Origin of the sequence: Rhodococcus sp. 852002-51564_SCH6189132-a (assembly GCF_001665495.1) — a bacterium.
Classification (GTDB): domain Bacteria; phylum Actinomycetota; class Actinomycetes; order Mycobacteriales; family Mycobacteriaceae; genus Rhodococcus; species Rhodococcus pyridinivorans.
In genome coordinates this window covers 85,250-105,330 of sequence record NZ_LZMJ01000036.1, presented here as the reverse complement: position 1 = coordinate 105,330, position 20,081 = coordinate 85,250, and the positions used below count along the sequence as shown (strand labels likewise).

22 protein-coding genes are annotated in these 20,081 nt (G+C 67.5%); 11 read left to right on the top strand and 11 right to left on the bottom strand.

Annotation, left to right across the window (positions count from 1 at the left end):
• Nucleotides 1-6: 6 nt before the first annotated feature.
• The 4 genes from A5767_RS07875 to A5767_RS07860 are packed head-to-tail and all read left to right on the top strand — an operon-like array spanning nucleotide 7 to nucleotide 4,512.
• Nucleotides 7-2,040 carry an acetyl-CoA carboxylase biotin carboxylase subunit gene (locus tag A5767_RS07875; RefSeq protein WP_064852044.1) on the top strand — a complete coding sequence of 678 codons (2,034 nt, stop codon included), beginning with the start codon at nucleotides 7-9 and terminating at the stop codon, nucleotides 2,038-2,040.
• Complete coding sequence (locus A5767_RS07870) at nucleotides 2,040-3,203, top strand: acyl-CoA dehydrogenase family protein (RefSeq protein ID WP_024102433.1); 1,164 nt, start codon at nucleotides 2,040-2,042, stop codon at nucleotides 3,201-3,203. The genes A5767_RS07875 and A5767_RS07870 overlap by 1 nt, the downstream gene beginning before the upstream one ends.
• Complete coding sequence (locus tag A5767_RS07865) at nucleotides 3,200-3,694, top strand: MaoC family dehydratase (RefSeq protein WP_019290589.1); 495 nt, start codon at nucleotides 3,200-3,202, stop codon at nucleotides 3,692-3,694. Before A5767_RS07870 ends, A5767_RS07865 begins: the two co-directional genes overlap by 4 nt.
• Nucleotides 3,691-4,512, top strand: a complete 822-nt coding sequence (locus A5767_RS07860) for an HpcH/HpaI aldolase/citrate lyase family protein (protein WP_064852043.1) — start codon at nucleotides 3,691-3,693, stop codon at nucleotides 4,510-4,512. Before A5767_RS07865 ends, A5767_RS07860 begins: the two co-directional genes overlap by 4 nt.
• Nucleotides 4,513-4,519: 7 nt before the next feature.
• On the opposite strand, the gene A5767_RS07855 is transcribed toward A5767_RS07860, so the two are convergent.
• Nucleotides 4,520-5,293, bottom strand: coding sequence for an IclR family transcriptional regulator (locus A5767_RS07855; protein WP_019290591.1), 774 nt, complete (start codon nucleotides 5,291-5,293; stop codon nucleotides 4,520-4,522).
• Between the two features lie 202 nt (nucleotides 5,294-5,495).
• Here A5767_RS07855 and A5767_RS07850 point away from each other — a divergent pair, with 202 nt between their 5' ends.
• Together A5767_RS07850 and A5767_RS07845 are read left to right on the top strand one after the other, a co-directional pair.
• Nucleotides 5,496-6,257, top strand: coding sequence for a CoA transferase subunit A (locus A5767_RS07850; protein ID WP_024102430.1), 762 nt, complete (start codon nucleotides 5,496-5,498; stop codon nucleotides 6,255-6,257).
• A 3-nt stretch (nucleotides 6,258-6,260) separates the two neighbouring features.
• Nucleotides 6,261-6,914, top strand: coding sequence for a CoA transferase subunit B (locus A5767_RS07845; RefSeq protein ID WP_064852042.1), 654 nt, complete (start codon nucleotides 6,261-6,263; stop codon nucleotides 6,912-6,914).
• On the opposite strand, the gene A5767_RS07840 is transcribed toward A5767_RS07845, so the two are convergent.
• Nucleotides 6,901-7,437 (bottom strand): J-domain-containing protein, encoded by a 537-nt coding sequence (locus A5767_RS07840; protein WP_064852041.1) that lies wholly within the window; start codon nucleotides 7,435-7,437, stop codon nucleotides 6,901-6,903. The two genes, A5767_RS07845 and A5767_RS07840, sit on opposite strands and share 14 nt — an antisense overlap.
• Before the next feature lie 138 nt (nucleotides 7,438-7,575).
• Between A5767_RS07840 and A5767_RS07835 the strand changes: the two genes are divergently transcribed.
• The 4 genes from A5767_RS07835 (at nucleotide 7,576) to dmpG (ending at nucleotide 11,249) form a co-directional block, all read left to right on the top strand.
• The gene (locus A5767_RS07835; RefSeq protein WP_033097576.1) at nucleotides 7,576-8,331 is read left to right on the top strand and encodes an IclR family transcriptional regulator; all 756 of its coding nucleotides are present in this window, start codon (nucleotides 7,576-7,578) and stop codon (nucleotides 8,329-8,331) included.
• A 91-nt stretch (nucleotides 8,332-8,422) separates the two neighbouring features.
• A complete protein-coding gene (locus tag A5767_RS07830; protein ID WP_033097531.1) occupies nucleotides 8,423-9,268 on the top strand; it encodes a 2-keto-4-pentenoate hydratase in 846 nt (281 codons plus the stop codon).
• Nucleotides 9,265-10,197, top strand: coding sequence for an acetaldehyde dehydrogenase (acetylating) (locus tag A5767_RS07825; protein WP_019290597.1), 933 nt, complete (start codon nucleotides 9,265-9,267; stop codon nucleotides 10,195-10,197). The genes A5767_RS07830 and A5767_RS07825 overlap by 4 nt, the downstream gene beginning before the upstream one ends.
• Nucleotides 10,194-11,249, top strand: coding sequence for a 4-hydroxy-2-oxovalerate aldolase (dmpG, locus tag A5767_RS07820; RefSeq protein WP_019290598.1), 1,056 nt, complete (start codon nucleotides 10,194-10,196; stop codon nucleotides 11,247-11,249). The genes A5767_RS07825 and dmpG overlap by 4 nt, the downstream gene beginning before the upstream one ends.
• Before the next feature lie 19 nt (nucleotides 11,250-11,268).
• On the opposite strand, the gene A5767_RS07815 is transcribed toward dmpG, so the two are convergent.
• From A5767_RS07815 to A5767_RS07780, 9 genes are all read right to left on the bottom strand, one after another.
• Nucleotides 11,269-11,559 (bottom strand): GNAT family N-acetyltransferase, encoded by a 291-nt coding sequence (locus tag A5767_RS07815; RefSeq protein WP_024102424.1) that lies wholly within the window; start codon nucleotides 11,557-11,559, stop codon nucleotides 11,269-11,271.
• Between the two features lie 111 nt (nucleotides 11,560-11,670).
• On the bottom strand, nucleotides 11,671-12,147 hold the full coding sequence (gene bfr, locus A5767_RS07810; protein ID WP_064852040.1) for a bacterioferritin: 477 nt from the start codon (nucleotides 12,145-12,147) through the stop codon (nucleotides 11,671-11,673).
• A 48-nt stretch (nucleotides 12,148-12,195) separates the two neighbouring features.
• Nucleotides 12,196-12,393 (bottom strand): (2Fe-2S)-binding protein, encoded by a 198-nt coding sequence (locus A5767_RS22540; RefSeq protein ID WP_006550741.1) that lies wholly within the window; start codon nucleotides 12,391-12,393, stop codon nucleotides 12,196-12,198.
• A 151-nt stretch (nucleotides 12,394-12,544) separates the two neighbouring features.
• Nucleotides 12,545-13,294 carry an AIM24 family protein gene (locus tag A5767_RS07805; RefSeq protein WP_016693090.1) on the bottom strand — a complete coding sequence of 250 codons (750 nt, stop codon included), beginning with the start codon at nucleotides 13,292-13,294 and terminating at the stop codon, nucleotides 12,545-12,547.
• A complete protein-coding gene (locus tag A5767_RS07800; RefSeq protein ID WP_064852039.1) occupies nucleotides 13,291-13,995 on the bottom strand; it encodes an AIM24 family protein in 705 nt (234 codons plus the stop codon). Before A5767_RS07800 ends, A5767_RS07805 begins: the two co-directional genes overlap by 4 nt.
• 6 nt (nucleotides 13,996-14,001) lie before the next feature.
• Nucleotides 14,002-14,622 (bottom strand): AIM24 family protein, encoded by a 621-nt coding sequence (locus A5767_RS07795; RefSeq protein ID WP_064852038.1) that lies wholly within the window; start codon nucleotides 14,620-14,622, stop codon nucleotides 14,002-14,004.
• Between the two features lie 83 nt (nucleotides 14,623-14,705).
• Nucleotides 14,706-15,863 carry an acyl-CoA dehydrogenase family protein gene (locus A5767_RS07790; RefSeq protein WP_064852037.1) on the bottom strand — a complete coding sequence of 386 codons (1,158 nt, stop codon included), beginning with the start codon at nucleotides 15,861-15,863 and terminating at the stop codon, nucleotides 14,706-14,708.
• Between the two features lie 42 nt (nucleotides 15,864-15,905).
• The gene (locus A5767_RS07785) at nucleotides 15,906-17,099 is read right to left on the bottom strand and encodes an acyl-CoA dehydrogenase family protein (protein WP_016693093.1); all 1,194 of its coding nucleotides are present in this window, start codon (nucleotides 17,097-17,099) and stop codon (nucleotides 15,906-15,908) included.
• Entirely contained in the window at nucleotides 17,096-18,340 is a 1,245-nt protein-coding gene (locus tag A5767_RS07780) for a CoA transferase (protein WP_064852036.1), read from the bottom strand. Before A5767_RS07780 ends, A5767_RS07785 begins: the two co-directional genes overlap by 4 nt.
• A gap of 301 nt (nucleotides 18,341-18,641) precedes the next feature.
• Here A5767_RS07780 and A5767_RS07775 point away from each other — a divergent pair, with 301 nt between their 5' ends.
• Nucleotides 18,642-19,988: an MFS transporter gene (locus tag A5767_RS07775; protein WP_064852035.1), complete on the top strand. Its 1,347-nt coding sequence runs from the start codon at nucleotides 18,642-18,644 to the stop codon at nucleotides 19,986-19,988.
• Nucleotides 19,989-20,081: the final 93 nt, after the last annotated feature.

Genomic DNA, 20,081 nt, shown 5'->3' with positions numbered 1-20,081 from the left:
GCACCCATGACTGATACGACTCGGATCGACACGGTGTTGGTCGCCAACCGCGGTGAGATCGCGGTGCGCGTCATCCGCACCCTGAAGGCGATGGGCATCCGCTCGGTCGCCGTGTTCAGCGAGGCCGACCGCGACGCCCGGCACGTGCAGGAGGCCGACACCGCGGTGCTGCTCGGACCTGCGGCGGCGCGCGAGAGCTATCTGGTGATCGACAAGGTCATCGACGCGGCGCTCGCCACCGGTGCACAGGGCATCCATCCCGGCTACGGATTCCTTTCGGAGAATTCGGCTTTCGCCGCCGCGTGCGCCACTGCCGGTATCGCCTTCCTCGGCCCGTCCGCCCACGCCATCGAGACCATGGGCGACAAGATCACCGCCAAGGCCGCGGTGTCGGAGTTCGGCGTTCCCGTCGTGCCCGGCATCTCCCGGCCCGGACTGAGCGACGACGAACTGATCGCGGGCGCCGAGGAAGTCGGCTATCCCGTGCTCGTCAAGCCGTCCGCCGGTGGTGGCGGCAAGGGCATGCGCCTCGTCGAGGACCCGAAGGATCTGCCCGCCGCGCTCGAATCCGCCCGTCGCGAAGCGGCGTCGGCGTTCGGTGACGACACCCTCTTCCTCGAACGGTTCGTCCAGCGCCCCCGGCACATCGAGGTCCAGGTCCTCGCCGACGCGCACGGCAACGTCGTCCACCTCGGCGAGCGCGAGTGCAGTCTCCAGCGGCGGCACCAGAAGGTCATCGAGGAAGCGCCCTCGCCGCTGCTCGACGAGGCCACCCGCGCCCGCATCGGTGAGGCCGCGTGCAACACCGCGCGCAGCGTCGACTACACCGGCGCCGGCACCGTCGAGTTCATCGTCTCCGCCGACAAGCCGGACGAGTTCTTCTTCATGGAGATGAACACCCGACTGCAGGTCGAGCATCCGGTCACCGAGATGGTCACCGGCCTCGACCTCGTCGAGTGGCAGGTGCGTATCGCCGCGGGCGAGCCGCTCGGCTTCACCCAGGACGACATCACCCTCACCGGCCACGCGATCGAGGCCCGCGTCTACGCCGAGGATCCGGCTCGTGGCTTCCTTCCGACCGGCGGTGAGATCGTCGATGTCGTCGAGCCTTTCGGGGCGAGCGCAGCGACGGGGAACGTCACCGGTCCCCGCGTGCGCGTCGACTCCGGCATCCGCGCCGGCACCGTGGTCGGCAGCGACTACGACCCGATGCTCGCCAAGGTCATCGCCCACGCCGACGACCGCGCCGGAGCGCTGCGCCGCCTCGACCGGGCGCTCGCGCAGACCGCCGTGCTCGGCGTCGTCACCAACGTCGACTTCGTGCGGTTCCTGCTCGCCGACGACGACGTGATCGCCGGCGCGCTCGACACCGGCCTGCTCGACCGTCGACTCGGCGACTACACCGCCCCCACGACCGCCGATTCCACGCTCGTCGCCGCGGCGATCCTGCGGTGGCTCGACCGCTGGGCGGGCGAGATCACCGATCCGTGGGCGGTGCCCGACGGATGGCGCGTCGGTGCCCACCGGCCCGTCACGTCGCGGCTCACCTCCGGCGACCGCACCGCACATGTGCGCCTGACCGGAACTCCGGCGGCCGGTGTCGCCGAGGTCGAGGACGGCGAGACCTACCGGTTCAGCGCCGTGCTGCACGGCTCCGCTCTGGCGGTCGTGCTCGACGGCCGGCGTCACAGCTACCGCGTCGGCGAATCCGACGGTGCGGTCTGGCTTTCCGACGGCCACGGCAGCGTCGCCGTCCGCGAGGTGCGCGAGGCATCGGTGCGCGGCGGCGACGCCCACGCCGGCGACGCCGACATCACGAGCCCGATGCCCGGCGCCGTCATCGCGGTGTCCGTCGCCCCCGGCGACACCGTCACGGCCGGGCAGACGCTCGTCGTCGTCGAGGCCATGAAGATGGAACATTCGCTCACCGCCCCCATCGACGGCACCGTCGAACTGTTCGCGGCAGCCGGTGAGCAGGTCAAGGTCGATCAACTTCTCGTGCGAATCACCCCGCACGCCGACACGGAAGAGACAAAGTGATGACGGAATACCTGGCCACGGGCCAACTTCCCGACGAGTACGAGCAGCTGCGCAAGACGGTCGCCGACTTCGCCCGCACGGTGGTCGCGCCGGTCGCCGCCAAGCACGACGCCGAGCACTCGTTCCCCTACGAGGTCGTGCAGGGCATGGCCGAGATGGGCCTGTTCGGCCTGCCGTTCCCCGAGGAGTACGGCGGCATGGGCGGCGACTACTTCGCGCTGTGCCTCGCGCTCGAGGAACTCGGCAAGGTCGACCAGTCCGTCGCCATCACCCTCGAGGCCGGTGTCTCACTCGGCGCGATGCCGATCTACCGCTTCGGCAACGAGAAGCAGAAGCAGGAGTGGCTGCCGCAGCTCGCGAGCGGCCGCAACCTCGCGGCCTTCGGGCTCACCGAACCGGGTGCGGGCAGCGACGCCGGAGGCACCAAGACCACCGCCAAGCTCGAGAACGGCGAGTGGATCATCAACGGCAACAAGCAGTTCATCACCAACTCCGGCACCGACATCACCTCGCTCGTGACCGTCACCGCCGTCACCGATGTGCGGGAGAACGGCAAGAAGGAGATCTCCACGATCCTCGTGCCGACCTCCACGCCGGGCTTCACCGCCGAACCCGCCTACAACAAGGTCGGCTGGAACGCCTCCGACACGCATCCGCTCACCTTCGCCGACGTGCGGGTGCCCGAGGAGAACCTCCTCGGCGAGCGGGGCCGCGGCTACGCCAACTTCCTGCGCATCCTCGACGAGGGCCGCATCGCCATCGCCGCGCTGTCGACCGGCGCCGCGCAGGGCTGCGTCGACGAATCGGTGAAGTACGCCAAGGAGCGCGAGGCGTTCGGCAGCCCGATCGGCAACAACCAGGCCATCGCCTTCAAGATCGCCCGCATGGAGGCACGTGCGCACGCCGCACGCACCGCCTACTACGACGCCGCCGCCGCGATGCTCGCCGGCAAGCCGTTCAAGAAGCAGGCCGCCGTCGCCAAGCTCGTCGCGTCCGAGGCCGCGATGGACAACGCGCGCGACGCGACGCAGATCCACGGTGGCTACGGCTTCATGAACGAGTACGCCGTGGCGCGCCACTACCGCGACAGCAAGATCCTCGAGATCGGTGAGGGCACCACCGAGGTGCAGCTCATGCTCATCGGACGGGAGCTGGGACTGTGAGCGAGACCGACACCACCGTGGAGAAGCGGATCGTCCAGCGTGGTCTGTGGTTCGAGGAGTTCGAACTCGGCGCGATCTACGAGCACCGCCCCGGCCGGACGATCACCGAGGCCGACAACACGCTGTTCACGACGCAGACGATGAACACGCAGGCGCTACACCTCGACGCCGCATACGCTGCCGAGACGAGTTTCGGTGAGCGTCTGGTCAATTCGATGTTCACGCTCTCGACGCTCGTGGGACTGTCGGTCGCCCAGCTCACGCAGGGCACGATCGTCGCGAATCTCGGGTTCTCCGAGATCTCCTTCCCCAAGCCGTTGTTCCACGGCGACACGCTCTACGCCGAGACGAAGATCGTCGACAAGCGCGAGTCGAAGAGCCGGCCGGGGGAGGGCATCGTCACCCTCGAACACACCGGTCGCAACCAGCACGGCGATGTCGTCGCCGTCGCCGTGCGCAAGACCCTGGTCCAGAAGAGGCCCACGACATGACCTGGGAACTCCCCGGCCCCGCATGGCTTTTCTGTCCCGCCGATCGTCCGGAGCGCTACGCCAAGGCCGCTGAGCGTTCGGACGTGGTGATCATCGACCTCGAGGATGCCGTCGCGCCGGCCGACAAGCCGGCGGCCCGTGAGGCGCTGATCGCCACTCCGCTCGACCCCGAACGCACCGTGGTGCGGGTCAACCCGGTGGGCACGGCCGACCACGAGGCCGATCTCGAGGCACTGCGCCGCACGTCGTACACGCGGGTCATGCTGCCCAACTGTGAGAGCGGCGACGAGGTGCGCTCGCTCGCACCGCTCGAGGTGGTCGCGCTCATCGAGTCGCCCCTCGGGGTGCTCGCGGTGGAGGACATCGCCGTCGCCGAGAACACCCTCGGAATGATGTGGGGTGCCGAGGATCTCGTCGCCGGACTCGGTGGCAACGCGAGCCGTCACGCCGACGGGACGTACCGCGCGGTCGCGCAACACGCCCGGTCGGTGACCCTGCTCGCCGCGAAGGGTCACGCCCGCTGGGCGCTCGACTCGGTGTACCTGAACATCAAGGACACCGACGGCCTGTACGAGGAGGCGCTCGACGCCGTGGCGGTCGGATTCGACATCAAGGTGTCGATCCATCCGAGCCAGGTCGACGTCGTCCGCCGGGCGTACGCGCCCACCCCCGAGGAGGAGGCGTGGGCGCGGCGCGTTCTCGAGGCCGCCGAATCGGAACGCGGCGTCTTCGATTTCGAAGGGAAGATGGTCGACGCCCCGGTGCTGCGCCACGCCGAACGCGTGCTGCAGCGCGCGTCGGCCGCCGCCTCGGCATGACCGCGTGTCACCGGGGACGGTGACGCAACAACTGAGTGAGACGGTGGGCGCTGTCGAGCAGCGCCTCACCGAGTTCGGGCACACGATCGGGCCGGAACCGGCTCTCCACGCCGGTCAGACTCAACGCCCAGGTCGGGGCGCCGCGGTGATCGAACACCGCGGCGCCCATTCCCCAACTGCCCTCGACGATCAGTGCCGGATTGACGGCGTAGCCGGTCAGCCGTGTCGTCTCGATCCGTTTCTCCAGTGCGGGTCGCGCGTGGTCCGGTCCCCAATCCTGCGTGAGATCCACCCGCGACAGATGCGCCTCGATCTCCTGATCGGGCATGTGCGCGAGGATCGCAAGCCCCGCCGACGCCACCCCGAGCGGGAACCGGATCCCGATGTGGAGCACGTGCGAACGCAGCGGGAAGCTGCCCTCCTCCATCGCCAGACAGACCGTCTCGTCGCCCCGCCGCGCGGAGAGGAAGGCGCTCTCGCCGGTCGCGCGCGCCAGATCGCGCAGCACGTCGCCCGCGAGGTCGGTGATGTCGTAGCGCACGGAGGCGAGCGATCCCAGCAGGTAGAGCTCGGGTCCGAGGGCCCAGCGTCCCGACGCCGGATCCCGGTCGACGAGCCCCTCGTCGGCGAGCGAGCTGAGCAGCCGGTGCACCGTGGGCCGGGCGAGATCGGTGGTGCGGGCGACCTCCGAGGTCGTCACCCCTTCCGGTTCGTGCGACGAGACGGTGCGCAGCAGGGCGGCGATCCGCGCGACCAGTTGACCCCGTGCATCGGACGACATGCCTCGATTCTACGTCCACTCAGTGAACGCATATAGCGTCTCTGTTCGATGAACGATCAATTTCAGAGAGATTCCGGCAGGTACTTGTGTTCGCCACCTGCAGACTCTTTAGTAGAAACCAAGCATGCGACTGCGTTCATCCAGTGGACGTGATTCGTCCAGCGGAGCCCGGCGGCTCCCCCGGAAACCCGAGAGGTGAGAGTTGGCAACGAAAGTGTTCGAGACGGCGGCGGAGGCCGTCGCCGACATCCGTGACGGTGCGACGCTCGCGGTGGGCGGATTCGGACTGTGCGGTATCCCCGACATCCTGATCCGGGCCATCGCCGACGCCGGGGCCACCGACCTCGAGGTGTTCTCCAACAACTGCGGTGTCGACGGCCACGGTCTCGGAATCCTGCTGGGCAGCAAGCGCATCCGCCGGGTCACCGCGTCGTATGTCGGGGAGAACAAGGAATTCGCCCGGCAGTACCTCTCGGGTGAGCTCGAGGTCGAGCTGACCCCGCAGGGCACCCTCGCCGAGAAGCTCCGCGCCGGTGGCGCAGGCATCCCCGCCTTCTTCACCCCCGCCGGCGTCGGCACGCCCATCTCGCAGGGCGGACTGCCGTGGAAGTACCACGCCGACGGTTCGGTCGCCGTGGCGTCGCCGGCGAAGGAGATCCGCGAGTTCCGCGGCAAGCGGTACGTGCTCGAGGAGTCCATCACCGCCGACTTCTCGCTCGTGCACGCCCTCAAGGGCGACACCGAGGGCAACCTGGTGTTCAACAAGGCCGCGATGAACTTCAACCCGCTCGCCGCGATGGCCGGCCGCGTGTGCATCGCCCAGGTCGAGGAACTCGTCGAGCCGGGCGAGATCGATCCGGGCGAGGTGCACCTGCCGGGAATCTTCGTGAACCGGCTCGTGCACACCGGTGTCCAGGACAAGCAGATCGAAAAGCGCACCGTCAGCGCCGCGAAGGGAGCGTAGAACATGACCACAGCTGTCGAGACACTCGGCTGGACGCGCACACAGATGGCCGCGCGCGCCGCGCAGGAACTCGCGCCGGGGGAGTACGTCAACCTCGGTATCGGCCTGCCGACCCTGATCCCCAACTACCTGCCCGAGGGTGTGCACGTCACCTTGCACAGTGAGAACGGCATCCTCGGCACCGGGCCGTACCCCACCGAGGACTCGGTCGATCCCGACCTGATCAACGCCGGCAAGGAGACCGTGACGGTCAACTTCGGCGCTGCCTTCTTCGACTCGGCGCTGAGCTTCGGCATGATCCGCGGCGGCCACATCGACACCGCCGTGCTCGGCGGCATGGAGGTCTCGGCCACCGGCGATCTGGCCAACTGGATGGTGCCCGGAAAGATGGTCAAGGGCATGGGCGGGGCGATGGACCTCGTCCACGGCGCCCGCACGGTCATCGTGCTCATGGAGCACACGGACAAGCAGGGCAACCCGAAAATCGTCTCGGAGTGCTCGCTGCCGCTCACCGGTGAGGGCGTGGTCCAGCGCATCATCACCAACCTCGCGGTGATCGACGTGACCGCCGACGGCCTCGTCCTGACCGAGTGTGCCCCCGGCGTCACCGAGGATCAGGTGCGCGCCGCGACCGGAGCACCGCTCACCCTTCCCTGACGACCGGCGGGTTCCGTCTGCGGAACCACCGGAAGATCCACCCCCTGCGCACGGCCCCGGCCTCGGACTCCGTTTCGAGCCGGGGTCGCGTCGAGTTCAGAGCCGTGCGGGCTTCCTCACGACGACGCGCCCGCTCGACGGTCCACACCTCCACCATCTCCTCGGCGTCGACCTTGTGGATCGGCACGGGCAGTCCGCTCGGGAACCGCAGGCAGTCGGCGATCCGCCGGTTGAGATCGGAGACGATCTCGCGCACCACCTTCTCGCTGGGAGCCGACCCGACCGTGCCGGGCAGCCGCTCGATCTCGCGCCGCAACTGCAATTCGGGCGGCAGCAGAGCCTCCGTTGAAAGACCTTCGCGCGCCAGATAACTCTTCACCCACCACAGCTCGTCGTCGCCGTGGTCGGGGATGGGTTTGCCGTAACCGGGCAGATCGTCGAAATCGCCCCGGTCCTGCGCCACGCGGATCTGCCGTTCGATCCACGTCTCGAACGTCAGATCCCACCGCTTGCGCTCGGTCACACATCCAGGATGCCAGGGGCGGGCACCGGGTCCGGGCGGCTGTGGGTCCCGACCGCCACACGGCGCTGGTGTCCTAACCTGAGCCACGTGGAAGGACAGCGCGAGTCGCCGGTGCATGCCCGCCCGCCGGGCGACGGGGTGGACACCAACACGGTGCTCGGCAAGGTCGTCACCGTGCTGTGGGCGTTCACCGCCGACGACCACGTCCTCACCCTCGCCGAACTGGGTCGACGCACCGGTCTGCCGAAGGGGACGCTGCACCGCGTCGTCGGCGACCTCGTCGCCGTCCGGTTGCTCGACAAGGACCCGGCCGGTTACCGCCTGAGCGGGCAGCTCTTCGAACTTGGCCTGCGCGCCTCCCTCGAGCGGGGCCTGGTCGAGGTCGCCATCCCGTTCATGGAGGACCTCTACGAGCGCACCCACGAGACCGTGCACCTCGGCGTCCCCGAGGGTGTCGAGGTCGTCTATGTCTCGAAGATCGGCGGACATCGCCCCGCGTCCACGCCGTCCCGGATCGGTGGGCGAATGCCCATGTACTGCACCGGGATCGGCAAGGCTCTTCTCGCGTTCTCCCCACCGGAGCTGCTGGCCGAGGTGGTCGAGGCCGGATTGGCGCGCAAGACTCCCCGCACCATCACGACCCCCGGGCGGCTCGGGGCGAATCTCGCGACCGTGCTCGAGCGCGGGGTGGCCTTCGAGTTCGAGGAGTCCGCGGTCGGCCTGGCCTGTGTCGCCGCCCCGATCCTCGACGCGGACGAGCGTCCCATCGCGGCGGTGAGCGTCACCGGTCCCGTCACCCGGTTCCGTCCGGAGAAGCACGAGGGAGCGGTGAAGGCCGCCGCCGCGGGTATCGCCGCCACCCACGCCCGCCGCGAGGCCATTCGCAACCTCTGAGCGCGCGCGTTCCACTCACCGGAACGACCCCCTGTACGGGGGCGGACCTCGCCGCCACGATGGTCGTAATCCATCGAACGACGAGGACGTGATGACTACCAGCTCCAACACCACATCAGCGGCGGATCGCACCCGCATCGCCGGTGCGGCGGCCGACCGTCTCATCGAGGCCACACGCAGCTCCACACCGTGCGGTCCGGTCCGCGACCTGCTCGGGGAGACCGACATCGACCTGGCGTATGCGGTGCAGCAGCAGCTCACCGACCGCCGGCTCGCCGAAGGTGCCCGCATCGTCGGACGCAAGATCGGCCTGACCTCCCCGGCGGTGCAGCAGCAGCTCGGTGTCGACCGCCCCGACTTCGGTGTCCTCTTCGAGGACATGGACGTCACCGCTCTCGACGAGGTGCCCAGTGAGCGCCTGCTGCAGCCGAAGGCCGAGGCCGAGATCGCCTTCGTCCTCTCCGCCGACCTCGACTCGGACGATCTCGATCTCGCGACCGTCCGCGCCGCCGTCGGCCACGCGGTTGCCGCTCTCGAGATCGTCGACAGCCGCGTCGCCGGCTGGGACATCAAGATCACGGATACGGTCGCGGACAACGCATCCAGCGGCCTGTACGTGCTCGGTTCGCAGACGCTCACCCTCGACGAGTTCGAGCCGATCGACGCCACCATGCGGATGTACGTCGACGACGAGCTCGTCTCCGAGGGCAACGGCGCAGCCTGCCTCGGCGATCCGCTGAACGCCCTGCTGTGGCTCGCGCGCACGGCACGCGAGTTCGGGCAGCCCCTGCGCGCAGGGCAGGTCGTGCTGTCGGGGGCACTCGGCCCGATGGTTCCGGCGCCGCCCGGCGTCACGGTCCGCGCCGAGATCTCCTCGCTCGGCACCGTCACCGCGCGTTTCTCTTCCGAAAGCTCCACCGCACAGGAGAACTCATGACCACCAAGGTTGCCGTCATCGGGTCGGGCAACATCGGCACCGACCTGCTCATCAAGATCAAGCGACTGGCCGACGCCGAACTCGAAACCGTCGCCCTCGTCGGCATCGACCCCGAATCCGACGGCCTCGCACGGGCGAAGCGCCTCGGCATCGACGCCATCTCGACCGGTGTCGAAGGACTCGTCGAGCACCCGCGCTTCGACGAGATCGAGATCGTCTTCGACGCAACCTCGGCGAAGGCCCACGAGTACAACGAGAAGGTCCTGCGCCCGCACGGGAAGATGCTCATCGACCTGACGCCGGCCGCGATCGGCCCGTACACGGTGCCGCCGGTGAACCTCACCGAGCACCTCGACGCCCCGAACGTCAATATGGTCACCTGCGGTGGTCAGGCCACCATCCCGATCGTCGCGGCCATCTCGCAGGTCACCAAGGTGCACTGGGCCGAGATCGTCGCCTCGATCTCCTCGAAGTCGGCCGGCCCCGGTACCCGCGCCAACATCGACGAGTTCACCGAGACCACCTCGCAGGCCATCGAGAAGATCGGTGGCGCCACGCGCGGCAAGGCGATCATCATCCTCAATCCGGCCGAACCGCCGATGATCATGCGCGACACCGTGCTTGCTCTCGTCGGTGAGGACCGCAAGGACGAGATCGTCGCGTCCGTCGAGGCGATGGTCGCGAAGGTCCAGGAATACGTGCCCGGCTACACCCTCAAGCAGGAGGTGCAGTTCACCGAGGTCACCGAGCCCATGGAGACGCTCACCGACCACACCGGCCCTCTGTGGAAGGTCGCGGTGTTCCTCGAGGTCAAGGGCGCAGCGCACTACCTGCCCGAGTACGCGGGCAATCTCGACATCATGACCTCCGCGGCGCTGCAGGTCGCACGCGCCGTGGCGGCACGCACGAAGGATCAGGTGACGGCATGACCGCGGCAACGACGACGACTCGCGAATTCGCAAGCGACGGAACGGCTCTGTACATCCAGGACGTGACCCTGCGCGACGGCATGCACGCCATCCGCCACCGCATCACGCCACAGGACGTCGCGAAGATCGCCGGTGCGCTCGACCGTGCTGGTGTGGACGCCATCGAGGTCTCCCACGGCGACGGTCTCGCCGGTCACTCGCTGACCTACGGTCCCGGCAGCAACACCGACTGGGAGTGGCTCGAAGCCGCTGCCGGAGCGATCAATTCGGCCACGCTCACCACGCTGCTCCTGCCCGGTATCGGAACCGTCCACGAGCTGAAGCGTGCCTACGAGATCGGCGTGCGGTCGGTGCGCATCGCGACGCACTGCACCGAGGCCGACGTCTCCGCGCAACACATCGCCGCGGCGAAAGAGCTGGGCATGGACGTGTCCGGCTTCCTCATGATGTCGCACATGGCCCCGTCCGAGGAGCTCGCCCGCCAGGCGAAGCTCATGGAGTCCTACGGCGCCGACTGCGTCTACGTCACCGATTCCGGCGGACGCCTCACGATGGACGGTGTCCGCGAGCGTGTGCGTGCCTACCGTGAGGTCCTGAACGAGACCACGCAGATCGGCATCCACGCGCACCAGAACCTGTCGCTGTCGGTCGCCAACTCCGTGTGTGCCGTCGAGGAAGGCGTCATCCGCGTCGACGCGTCGCTGGCCGGACACGGTGCCGGTGCCGGCAACTGCCCGATCGAGCCCTTCGTCGCCGTCGCCGACCTGCTCGGCTGGAAGCACTCGTGCGATCTGTTCGGGCTGCAGGACGCCGCCGACGATCTCGTGCGCCCGCTGCAGGACCGTCCGGTGCAGGTCGACCGCGAGACCCTCACCCTCGGCTACGCCGGCGTGTACTCGAGCTTCCTGCGTCACGCCGAGACCGCCGCGAGCATCTACGGTCTCGACACCCGCGACATCCTCGTCGAGATCGGCCGTCGCGGCCTCGTCGGTGGGCAGGAGGACATGATCACCGACGTCGCACTCGACCTGCGCAACCGCGCGGGGAACTGACCAGCGCCCGCGTGCATGTCTAGTCGGTCAGATCCCGGTAGTCCGGGTGCTTCTCGATGAACTTGTCGACGTACGAGCAGATCGCGACGATGCGCTTGCCGCGTTCGCGGACGTCGTCGAGGGCGAAACCGACGAGCTTGCCTCCGAGTCCCTGACCGGAGTAACCCTTGTCGATCTCGGTGTGGTCGAAGACGAGGCGACCGTCGTCGTCGGGGTGGTACTGGGTGTATCCGACGACGGCGTCGTCGTCCCGGACTTCGTACCTCTGTTTCTCGGCGTTGTGCACCACGGTCACGGACGAATCGCTCATGGTCTTCCTCTCACCGTCGACAAGCTGGTGTGTCCCACAGCCAAGCTGGTGTGTCCACAGCATAGAGAACGGGCCGCGGCGCAATGCCGCGGCCCGTTCTGCGGTGCCGGGTTATTCCGGCGGCGAGATGTGCTGGGCGAGATACAGCGGTTCGCCGAGCTGCTCGATCAGGTCGAGCTGGGTTTCGAGATAGTCGATGTGTTCTTCCTCGTCGGCGAGGATGTCCTCGAAGATGTTGGCCGAGGTGATGTCGCTGACCGAGCGCATGTACTCCGACCCCTTGCGGAGGCGATCGCGGGCCTCGATCTCCACCTGCAGGTCGGCCTCGAGCATCTCCTTGGCGCTCTGGCCCAGACGCAACGCACCGAGGCGCTGGTAGTTGGGGAGTCCGTCGAGATAGAGGATCCGATCGGTGAGTCTCTCGGCGTGACGCATCTCGTCGAACGACTCGTCGCGCGTGTGCTTCGCGAGCTTCGACCATCCGCGGTTCTCCTGCATCTTCGAATGCAGGAAATACTGGTTGATCGCCGTGAGCTCGGCGGTGAGTTGTTCGTTGAGCAACTCGATGACCTTCTTGTCGCCCTTCATGGCACCTCCCGGGGTGAACCATCAGGTTTACCGCCGGGTAGGGGCTGGCTACACGGCGGTCTCGAGTTCGATGGTCTCATTCCGCTGCCGGGCCTGCCGGATGATCGCCGAGATATTGCGTACACAATTCCCGCAGTCGGTACCGGCGCGGCACTTGGCGCTCACCTCGCGGGTACAGCGTGCTCCCGCAGCCACCTCTGCCTCGATGTGGTGGTGGGTAAGAGCGTGGCAACTGCAGACGATCATCAGAGCCACCTTTCTGCGACTGAGGGAACACTCACTTAGGTTGTCCAAACCTTACATCGGCTTAGGCTAGCCTAGCTTGTGATCGTAGTCACACAAAGGGAGGGCCGGATCCGTGTTATACCCAGGTCCGCCCCAGGGTGTGTTACCGCAGCTACTGTTGTTGCAGGTGTTGCGATACCACCTGGTTGATCCGGTGCAGACCGGGCGAGGTGAGGCCCGGGATCTGGTTCTCGATCGTGCGCACCAGCGACGAATCGTCGAGGACCTTTTCGCTCGACTGGATCAGGACGGTGCCCGCGCCGGTGAAATCGAACTGCCGTTCCTCCCCCGACTGCACGCCGAAACGCCGCGCCCCGGCCGAGACGAACCCGGTGATCCACGATTCGTCGTAGTGGTGACTGGGGGACGGGCAGTCGGCCCAGCCGACGAGTGCCTCCGGGTCGACCCTCAGGGGCGGCTCGGCGAACATCACCGGCCCGTTCGACGACGCGAGGAAACGGCCCGTACCGATGAGGGTGAGGAAACCCGGGACGATCGACTGGTTGAGCGACAGGCCCGGTTCGAAGGCCAGCAGATTGGCCTGCCGGATCGTGAGGTTGCCGTCGTCGAGGTCGTACGAGTTGATGTCGTATCCGCGGTCGCCGATGATCAGCTTCCCGAAGCCCTCGGCCACGACGTAGTCGCCGAGATAGAGCGGAGCGGAGAACTGCTGGGCCACCATGTGCAGCAGGTGTCCCTGCAGTCCGTGGGTGAGCGCCGAGAACTGCACCTGGCCGTAGTACGCGATCATCGCGCCCTTCGACAGGAACCAAGGCGTCTGCAGGTCGATGCAGTAGGCATAGGGGTTGCCCGGCACGTTGTCGCTGCCGCCGAAGCTCGACGGGTTCAGAACGGTACTCACAGCTTCTCCTCCGATGCCTGCACGTAGACGATGCCCTGTCCGCTGCATTCGAGTTGCATGGCCTCCCCGCCGGTGCGACCGACGTTCCGCCAGCTCATCGACGATTTCAGTTCGGTGCGGACCGGGCCGTAGGACGCTACGAACGCCTGCGGGTCGACGACCACCGGCGTCGGGCCGCCCACCTGAAGCTCGAACACGCCCCCATGGGCGAGTAGTACCGCCGCACCCTGGCCGGTCAGTTGCGTGGTGAACATGCCGGTGCCGGTCATCGCGCCGGTGGCGGCGCCGCGTAGCGCCCCGAACAGACCCCCGCCGCCACCGCCCCCACCGGAGGCCGCGGCCACCGAGACGACCGTGGACTGCAGACCGGTGGTGTGGGCGAGCAGGCGCGACGCCTCCACACGTAGTTCCCCGCCCGCGGACATGTCGACGATGTGCGTCTCGAGACCGCGGAAGCCGTAGTGCACGACACCGTCGCCCTGCGCGAGCATCGTGGCCTCGTGTTCACCCTGCAGCATGCGTCCCGCCATACCGGCGAGACCGCCGAGACCGGGAGCGCCTCCCGTGCCGCCGGGAACGCCGTGGGGGGAGAACCGGACGTTGCCGGTGTAGAACAGCATCGCGCCGCGGCGGGCCACGACGGAACCGGACTGCCGCAGGTCGACGCGCACGACCTTGCCGTTGATCTTCGTGAAGCTCATCTGTTCCTACCGTTCCGCCGGCTGGATGGAGACCACGCCCACGCCGTCCCACTTCAGGGAGAACGCCTCGCCGCTGCCTTGACCGATGGCCGAGCGCCACGACACGTCGGTGACGAACGACTGCGTGAGCTGACCCTTCGCGCACACGAAGGCGTCGGGATCGACGACGAGGGGATACTGCGGCGACACCTCGAGATGGATGAGCGGGCCCCCGGCCGAGAGCAGCGCGACCTGCCCGGTCCCCGTCACCGTCGTGGTGAACAGACCCTGGCCGCTCATACCGCCGCGCAGACCCGCGAACGTCACGTTCGTGTTCAGGTTCCCGCTCAGTGCCAGCAGTTGCTCGGACTCGACCTGCAGGGTCTCGTTGTTCAGCTCCAGCACCGTCACGTCCTGCGCCTGATGCGCGAAGTAGACGACGCCCGTGCCGCTGCACTCCATGAGCGAGAGCCCCTCACCCGTCGCGCGCTGCCGCAGCCCGGAGAGAACACCCTCACCACCACCGAATCCGGCGGACTTGAAGCTGACCTGCCCTTCGTACGCCACCATCGACCCCGACAGGGCCCGGACGGACGAATTGCTCAGGTGGGCTTCGATCACCCTCTTGGTCTTCACGACTAACCGCATGGCGGGAAACGATAGTCGGAAACGCCTTCGGTGGAGTGAACCCCGGGTAGCGGGGTTCACTCCACCGAAGAACGACAGAAGATCTACAGCCCCAGATCCTTGGCGATGATCGTCTTCATGACCTCGCTGGTGCCGCCGTAGATGCGGGTCACGCGGGTGTCGGCGTAGAGGCGGGCGATGGGGTACTCGGTGATGTAGCCGTAGCCACCGTGCAGCTGCAGGCACTTGTCGATGATGCGGCCGGCGGTTTCCGTCGCGAACAGCTTCGCGCGGGCGGCGTCGGGCACGGTGAGCTCACCGCGATCGTTGAGCTCGATGGCGTTGTCGACCATGATCTGCAGCGCCTGCAGCTCCGCGGAGCATTCGGCGAGCACGAACTTGGTGTTCTGGAAGGACGCGACCGGCTTGCCGAAGACCTTGCGGTCCTTGGTGTATGCGATGGCGTGCTGGATCGCCGCGGCCGCGGTGGCGGCAGCGCCGAACGCGATGGTGAGACGCTCCTGCGCGAGGTTCTGCGTCAGGTACGAGAACGCCTCGCCCTCCTTGCCGAGCAGATCGGCGACCGGCACCTTCACGTCGTCGAACGCCAGCTCGGCGGTGTCCGAGGCCTTGAGACCGATCTTGTGGAGCTTGCGCCCGACCGCGAAGCCCTCGCTCCTGGTGTCCACCACCAGAATCGACAGGCCACCGCGACGGTCCTCGGGGTTGTACGGCGAGGTGCGGGCCACGACGAGGATGCGGTCGGCGAGCGCACCGCCGGTGATGAACGTCTTCGCGCCGTTGAGGACGTAGTGGCTGCCGTCCTCCGAGAGCTTCGCGGTGGTCGCGATGTTGGCGAGGTCGGAACCGGTGCCCGGCTCGGTCATCGCGATGGCGAACATCAGCTCACCCGAGGCGAACCCGGGGAGCCAGCGCTGCTTCTGCTCCTCGGTGGCGTTCTGCATGATGTACGGCAGGATCAGGTTCGAGTGCACCGACGACGAACCGAACGACACACCGGCCGCCGACGCCTCCTCGGCGAGGATCACGTTGAACTTCAGCGACGTCTCGCCTCCTCCGCCGTACTCTTCGGGAACCTGGATACCGAGGAGCCCGAGTTCTCCCATGCGGTTGTAGAACTCGCGCGGAGGATGGCCGGCCTCTTCCCACTCCGGGTAGACGGGTACGACCTCCTTCGCGATGAAGTCGCGGACGGTCTGCCGGAACGCCTCGTGATCCTCGTTGTACAGCGTGCGCTTCACGCGTTGTCCTTCCAGGGATGAATATGATTGCGGGGGTGGACCTTACAGCGCGTAACTACGCAGCACACCCTTGCTGATGATCGTCTTCTGGATCTCGCTGGTGCCCTCACCGATGAGCAGGAAAGGAGCCTCGCGCATGAGGCGCTCGATCTCGTACTCTTTCGAATAGCCGTAGCCGCCGTGGATGCGGAAGCTGGCCTGAGTGACCTCGGAGCAGTACTCGCTGGTGAGGTACTTGGCCATACCGGCGGCGACGTCGTTGCGCTCGCCGGAGTCCTTCAGGCGCGCGGCGTTGACCATCATCAGGTGGGCGGCCTCGACCTTGGTGGCCATTTCCGCGAGGGAGAACGAGATCGCCTGGTGCTGGGCGATGGGCTTGCCGAAGGTGGTGCGCTGCTGGGCGTACCGGGCGGCGAGCTCGAAGGCGCGGATCGCGACACCGCACGCGCGGGCCGAGACGTTGACGCGGCCGACCTCGACGCCGTCCATCATCTGGAAGAATCCCTTGCCGGGCTCGCCGCCGAGGATCGAATCGGCCGAGGCCTTGTAGTTGTCGAAGACGAGTTCGGTGGTGTCGATGCCCTTGTACCCCATCTTGTCGATCTTGCCGGGGATGGTGACACCCGGGACGACCTCACCGAAGCCGGCGGGCTTCTCCACCAGGAAGGTGGTCAGGTTCTTGTGGGGCTTGTCGGAGCCTTCCTCCGTCTTGACCAGGGCGGCGACGAGGGTGGAGCTGCCGCCGTTGGTCAGCCACATCTTCTGGCCGTTGATGACGTAGTTGCCGTCGGCGTCGCGCTTGGCCTTGGTGCGGATGGCGGCGACGTCGGAGCCGAGTTCGGGCTCGGACATGGAGAACGCGCCGCGGACCTCACCGGTGGCCATGCGCGGCAGGTAGTACTGTTTCTGCTCCTCGGTGCCGTGCTGGCGGATCATGTACGCGACGATGAAGTGCGTGTTGATGACGCCGGAGACGCTCATCCAGCCGCGGGCGAGTTCCTCGACGCACAGCGCGTAGGTCAGCAGCGACTCGCCGAGTCCGCCGTACTCCTCGGGGATCATCAGTCCGAACAACCCCATCTCGCGCATCTGGTCGACGATGGCCTGCGGGTAGGTGTCCGAGTGCTCGAGTTCCTGAGCGTTCGGGATGATCTCGCGGTCGACGAAGGTGCGGACCGTGTCGAGGATCTCGGACTGGAATTCCGTCAGACCGAGGGTCTGGGCGAGGCGGGTCATGCGGGCTCTTTCTGGGAGATGCGGATGGTGCCGGAAGCTGCGAGGGCGTCGACCTCGTCGTCGGTCAGCCCGAGATGTTCGGTGAGCACCTCGGCGGTGTCGTCGCCGTTGGCCGGCGCGGGGCGGACCTCGGGGTAGCAGCCGTCGAAGGACATCGGGGTGCTCGGGGCGTGGTAGCTGCCGATGCGCGGCTGGTCGAGCTTGTGGAACATCGGGTTGTCGGTCACGCGCGGGTCGGCGGCGAGTTCGGCGAAGGTGCGGTAGCGCTCGTGCAGGACCGAGGTACCACCGAGCGCCGTCTCGACCTCGTCGGCGGTGTGGCGCGAAAACCAGGCGCCGAACAGGCTGTTCAGCACGTGGCGGTGTTCGAACCGGGTGCCCTCGTCGCGGAAGTCGACGCCCAGGGCGGATTCGAGTGCGGCCACGGCCTCGGCGGTACCGGTGAGCTCGGTGAGGTCGCGGAAGTGCCGCGGCGTGAGCGCGACGAGCATGAAGCGTGCGCCGTCACTGGTGGCGAAGTCGGCGCCGTATGTGCCGTAGACGGAGTTGCCGACCTTCTCCCGGAGGGGGCGGCCGAGCTGGGCCTCGGCGATGTAGCCGAGGTTGCCGACGGTCGCGAACGCAACGTCCTCGAGGGGGAGTACGACTTTCGTTCCTGCACCGGTGATCTCGCGGCGGTAGACGGCCGAGGCGACCGACAACGCGGCGTACAGGCCGCACGAGACGTCCCAGGCGGGCAGCACGTGGTTGACCGGGGTCGAGACGTTCTCGGCGCCGGTGACCTGCGGGAAACCGGCGGCGGCGTTGACGGTGTAGTCGACAGCGCCGGTGCCGTCGGCGCGGCCGAGGACCTGCACGTGGATCAGGTCGGGGCGGATCGCGGCGAGCTCGTCGTAGTCGAGCCACGAGCGACCGGCAGCGTTGGTGACCAGCACCCCCGCATCGATGATCAGGTCGCGGATCAGGTTCTGCGCGTCCGGGTTACGGAAATCCGCTGCGAACGACCGCTTGCCCTTGTTCAGGCCGGCCCAGTAGATCGACTCGTTGTCGTCGGTGACCGGCCAGCGACGGTAGTCGGCGGCGCCGCCGATCGGGTCGACCCGGATCACGTCGGCGCCGAGAGCGGCCAGGGTCATGCCGCACAGGGGCGCGGCCACGAAGCTGGACACCTCGACAACGCGCACTCCCGCGAGGGGCGCAGTGGACGAGGGCAGCTCGTCGGTGGAAGCGGTGGAGTTCATGCTGGGCTCGCTCGTCGTCGCAGAATGTTTCGGGCACAGCCAGCATGCCCAGGTTTCGCCGCCGGGAACAGCACCGATCGGCTATCGCTCGGTTAGCGCAGACCAATACTCGATACAGCCGGAATGTGCCTTGTGATGGGTCATAGGTTTGAGTGATCGATTCGTTCGCCTCCCGCTCTTTGCTTCAGGTGACATGGCTCACGTTCAATACATGCAGACGCCAGGCGTGACGTTCTTCCGACAGCGACATACCGATCGTTCGTAAGTCGGCCATCCCGCTCGAGTTCTGAAGGGACTCCCAGTGACCACAGGCGAAATCGCGCACGACAAGTCGGCAGCCGCCGGCGGGCCCGGTCGGCCGACGACCGGCTCGACACCTCTCGTGACCCCCGGCCGCGCGTGGAGCATGACCGGCCTGGTCATCTTCCTCTACGTCGTCAACTACGCCGACAAGGCCGTCCTCGGCATCATCGCCCAGCCTCTGGCGCGTGAGCTCGGCATGAGCTCCTCCCAGATCGGCCTGGTCGGGTCGCTGTTCTTCGTCACATTCACCGTCGGCGGTTTCTTCGCCGGGCCGTTGAACAAGTACATGACCCTCCGCTGGGCCCTGCTGGCCCTCGGCCTGACCTGGTCGCTCGTCATGCTGCCGCTGGTCGTCAGTGCGAGTTTCGCGATGCTGGTCGTCACCCGCATGCTGCTCGGTCTCGCCGAAGGACCGAGCTCGGCGCTCATGCACACCGCCGCGTACTCGTGGCACCCGCCGGCCAAGCGTGGCCTGCCCGGCGCCTTCCTGGCCGGTTCCGCCTCGGTCGCCAAGATCGCCCTCGCTCCCGTCCTGACCTTCATCACCGTCGAATGGGGATGGCGTGCCGCGCTGATCTCGCTGTCGATCCTCGGTGCGATCTGGATGGGCTGCTGGCTCCTCGGCTGGAAGGAAGGCCCCTACACGACCCGGGCCGTCAAGGGCGCCGAGACCGCCGCTTCCGCCGCGCAGACCGAACCGTCCGTGCCGTGGCGCAAGATCTTCCTCACTCGCACCTTCATCAGCTGCGCGATCCTGATCATGGTCGTCTACGCGCTCACCACCGTCGTCCTGACCTGGCTGCCGTCCTACTTCGAGGTCGGTCTCGGCTACAGCGCTCTGCAGGCCGGCTCGATGTTCGCCCTGCCGTCCATCATCGGTCTGTTCCTCATGATCAGCTCGGGCACGGTCACCGACCGCCTCAGCGCCAAGGGTTACCGCTCGCGGGTCGTCCGCATCATCGTGCCCGCCGTCGGTGTGCTCATCTGCGGTGTCATCCTGGTCTTCCTCCCGTCCATCGGTACGCCGGCTCTGGCCGTCGCGGTCGTCTCCATCGGCTACGGCTTCGGCGCCATCGCGTTCCCGCTGATCAACGCCGCGATCTCCGAGTTGTGCCCGCCGCAGCAGACCGCCGGCACGATGGGCGTCTTCCTCGCGCTGATGGCGGTCGGCGGTCTCGTTGCCCCCTACGGCACGGGTGTCCTCGTCGACAACGCCGCCACCGCGGCGGAGGGCTATGCAACGGCCTTCCAGGTCATCGGTGCACTCGGTGCGCTCGCCGCGATCCTGGTGCTCTTCCTGGCCGACCCGGAGCGCGACCGCACGATCATCCGGGCAGCCGCCTGACCTGTTCGGCATAGCTTCCGCCTAACGGAAGCTTCCGCCGAAAGACTTACCCCTACCGGCCGGGTGCATGGTCTCCTCGAATGTGAGGACCAC

Bases quoted from the DNA above. Each gene is read 5' to 3' on its own strand.
- A5767_RS07875 (WP_064852044.1), top strand. From the start codon at position 7: ATGACTGATACGACTCGGATCGACACGGTGTTGGTCGCCAACCGCGGT.
- A5767_RS07870 (WP_024102433.1), top strand. From the start codon at position 2,040: ATGACGGAATACCTGGCCACGGGCCAACTTCCCGACGAGTACGAGCAG.
- A5767_RS07860 (WP_064852043.1), top strand. From the start codon at position 3,691: ATGACCTGGGAACTCCCCGGCCCCGCATGGCTTTTCTGTCCCGCCGAT.
- A5767_RS07855 (WP_019290591.1), bottom strand. From the start codon at position 5,293: ATGTCGTCCGATGCACGGGGTCAACTGGTCGCGCGGATCGCCGCCCTG.
- A5767_RS07845 (WP_064852042.1), top strand. From the start codon at position 6,261: ATGACCACAGCTGTCGAGACACTCGGCTGGACGCGCACACAGATGGCC.
- A5767_RS07830 (WP_033097531.1), top strand. From the start codon at position 8,423: ATGACTACCAGCTCCAACACCACATCAGCGGCGGATCGCACCCGCATC.
- A5767_RS07825 (WP_019290597.1), top strand. From the start codon at position 9,265: ATGACCACCAAGGTTGCCGTCATCGGGTCGGGCAACATCGGCACCGAC.
- dmpG (WP_019290598.1), top strand. From the start codon at position 10,194: ATGACCGCGGCAACGACGACGACTCGCGAATTCGCAAGCGACGGAACG.
- A5767_RS07815 (WP_024102424.1), bottom strand. From the start codon at position 11,559: ATGAGCGATTCGTCCGTGACCGTGGTGCACAACGCCGAGAAACAGAGG.
- bfr (WP_064852040.1), bottom strand. From the start codon at position 12,147: ATGAAGGGCGACAAGAAGGTCATCGAGTTGCTCAACGAACAACTCACC.
- A5767_RS22540 (WP_006550741.1), bottom strand. From the start codon at position 12,393: ATGATCGTCTGCAGTTGCCACGCTCTTACCCACCACCACATCGAGGCA.
- A5767_RS07800 (WP_064852039.1), bottom strand. From the start codon at position 13,995: ATGAGCTTCACGAAGATCAACGGCAAGGTCGTGCGCGTCGACCTGCGG.
- A5767_RS07795 (WP_064852038.1), bottom strand. From the start codon at position 14,622: ATGCGGTTAGTCGTGAAGACCAAGAGGGTGATCGAAGCCCACCTGAGC.
- A5767_RS07785 (WP_016693093.1), bottom strand. From the start codon at position 17,099: ATGACCCGCCTCGCCCAGACCCTCGGTCTGACGGAATTCCAGTCCGAG.
- A5767_RS07780 (WP_064852036.1), bottom strand. From the start codon at position 18,340: ATGAACTCCACCGCTTCCACCGACGAGCTGCCCTCGTCCACTGCGCCC.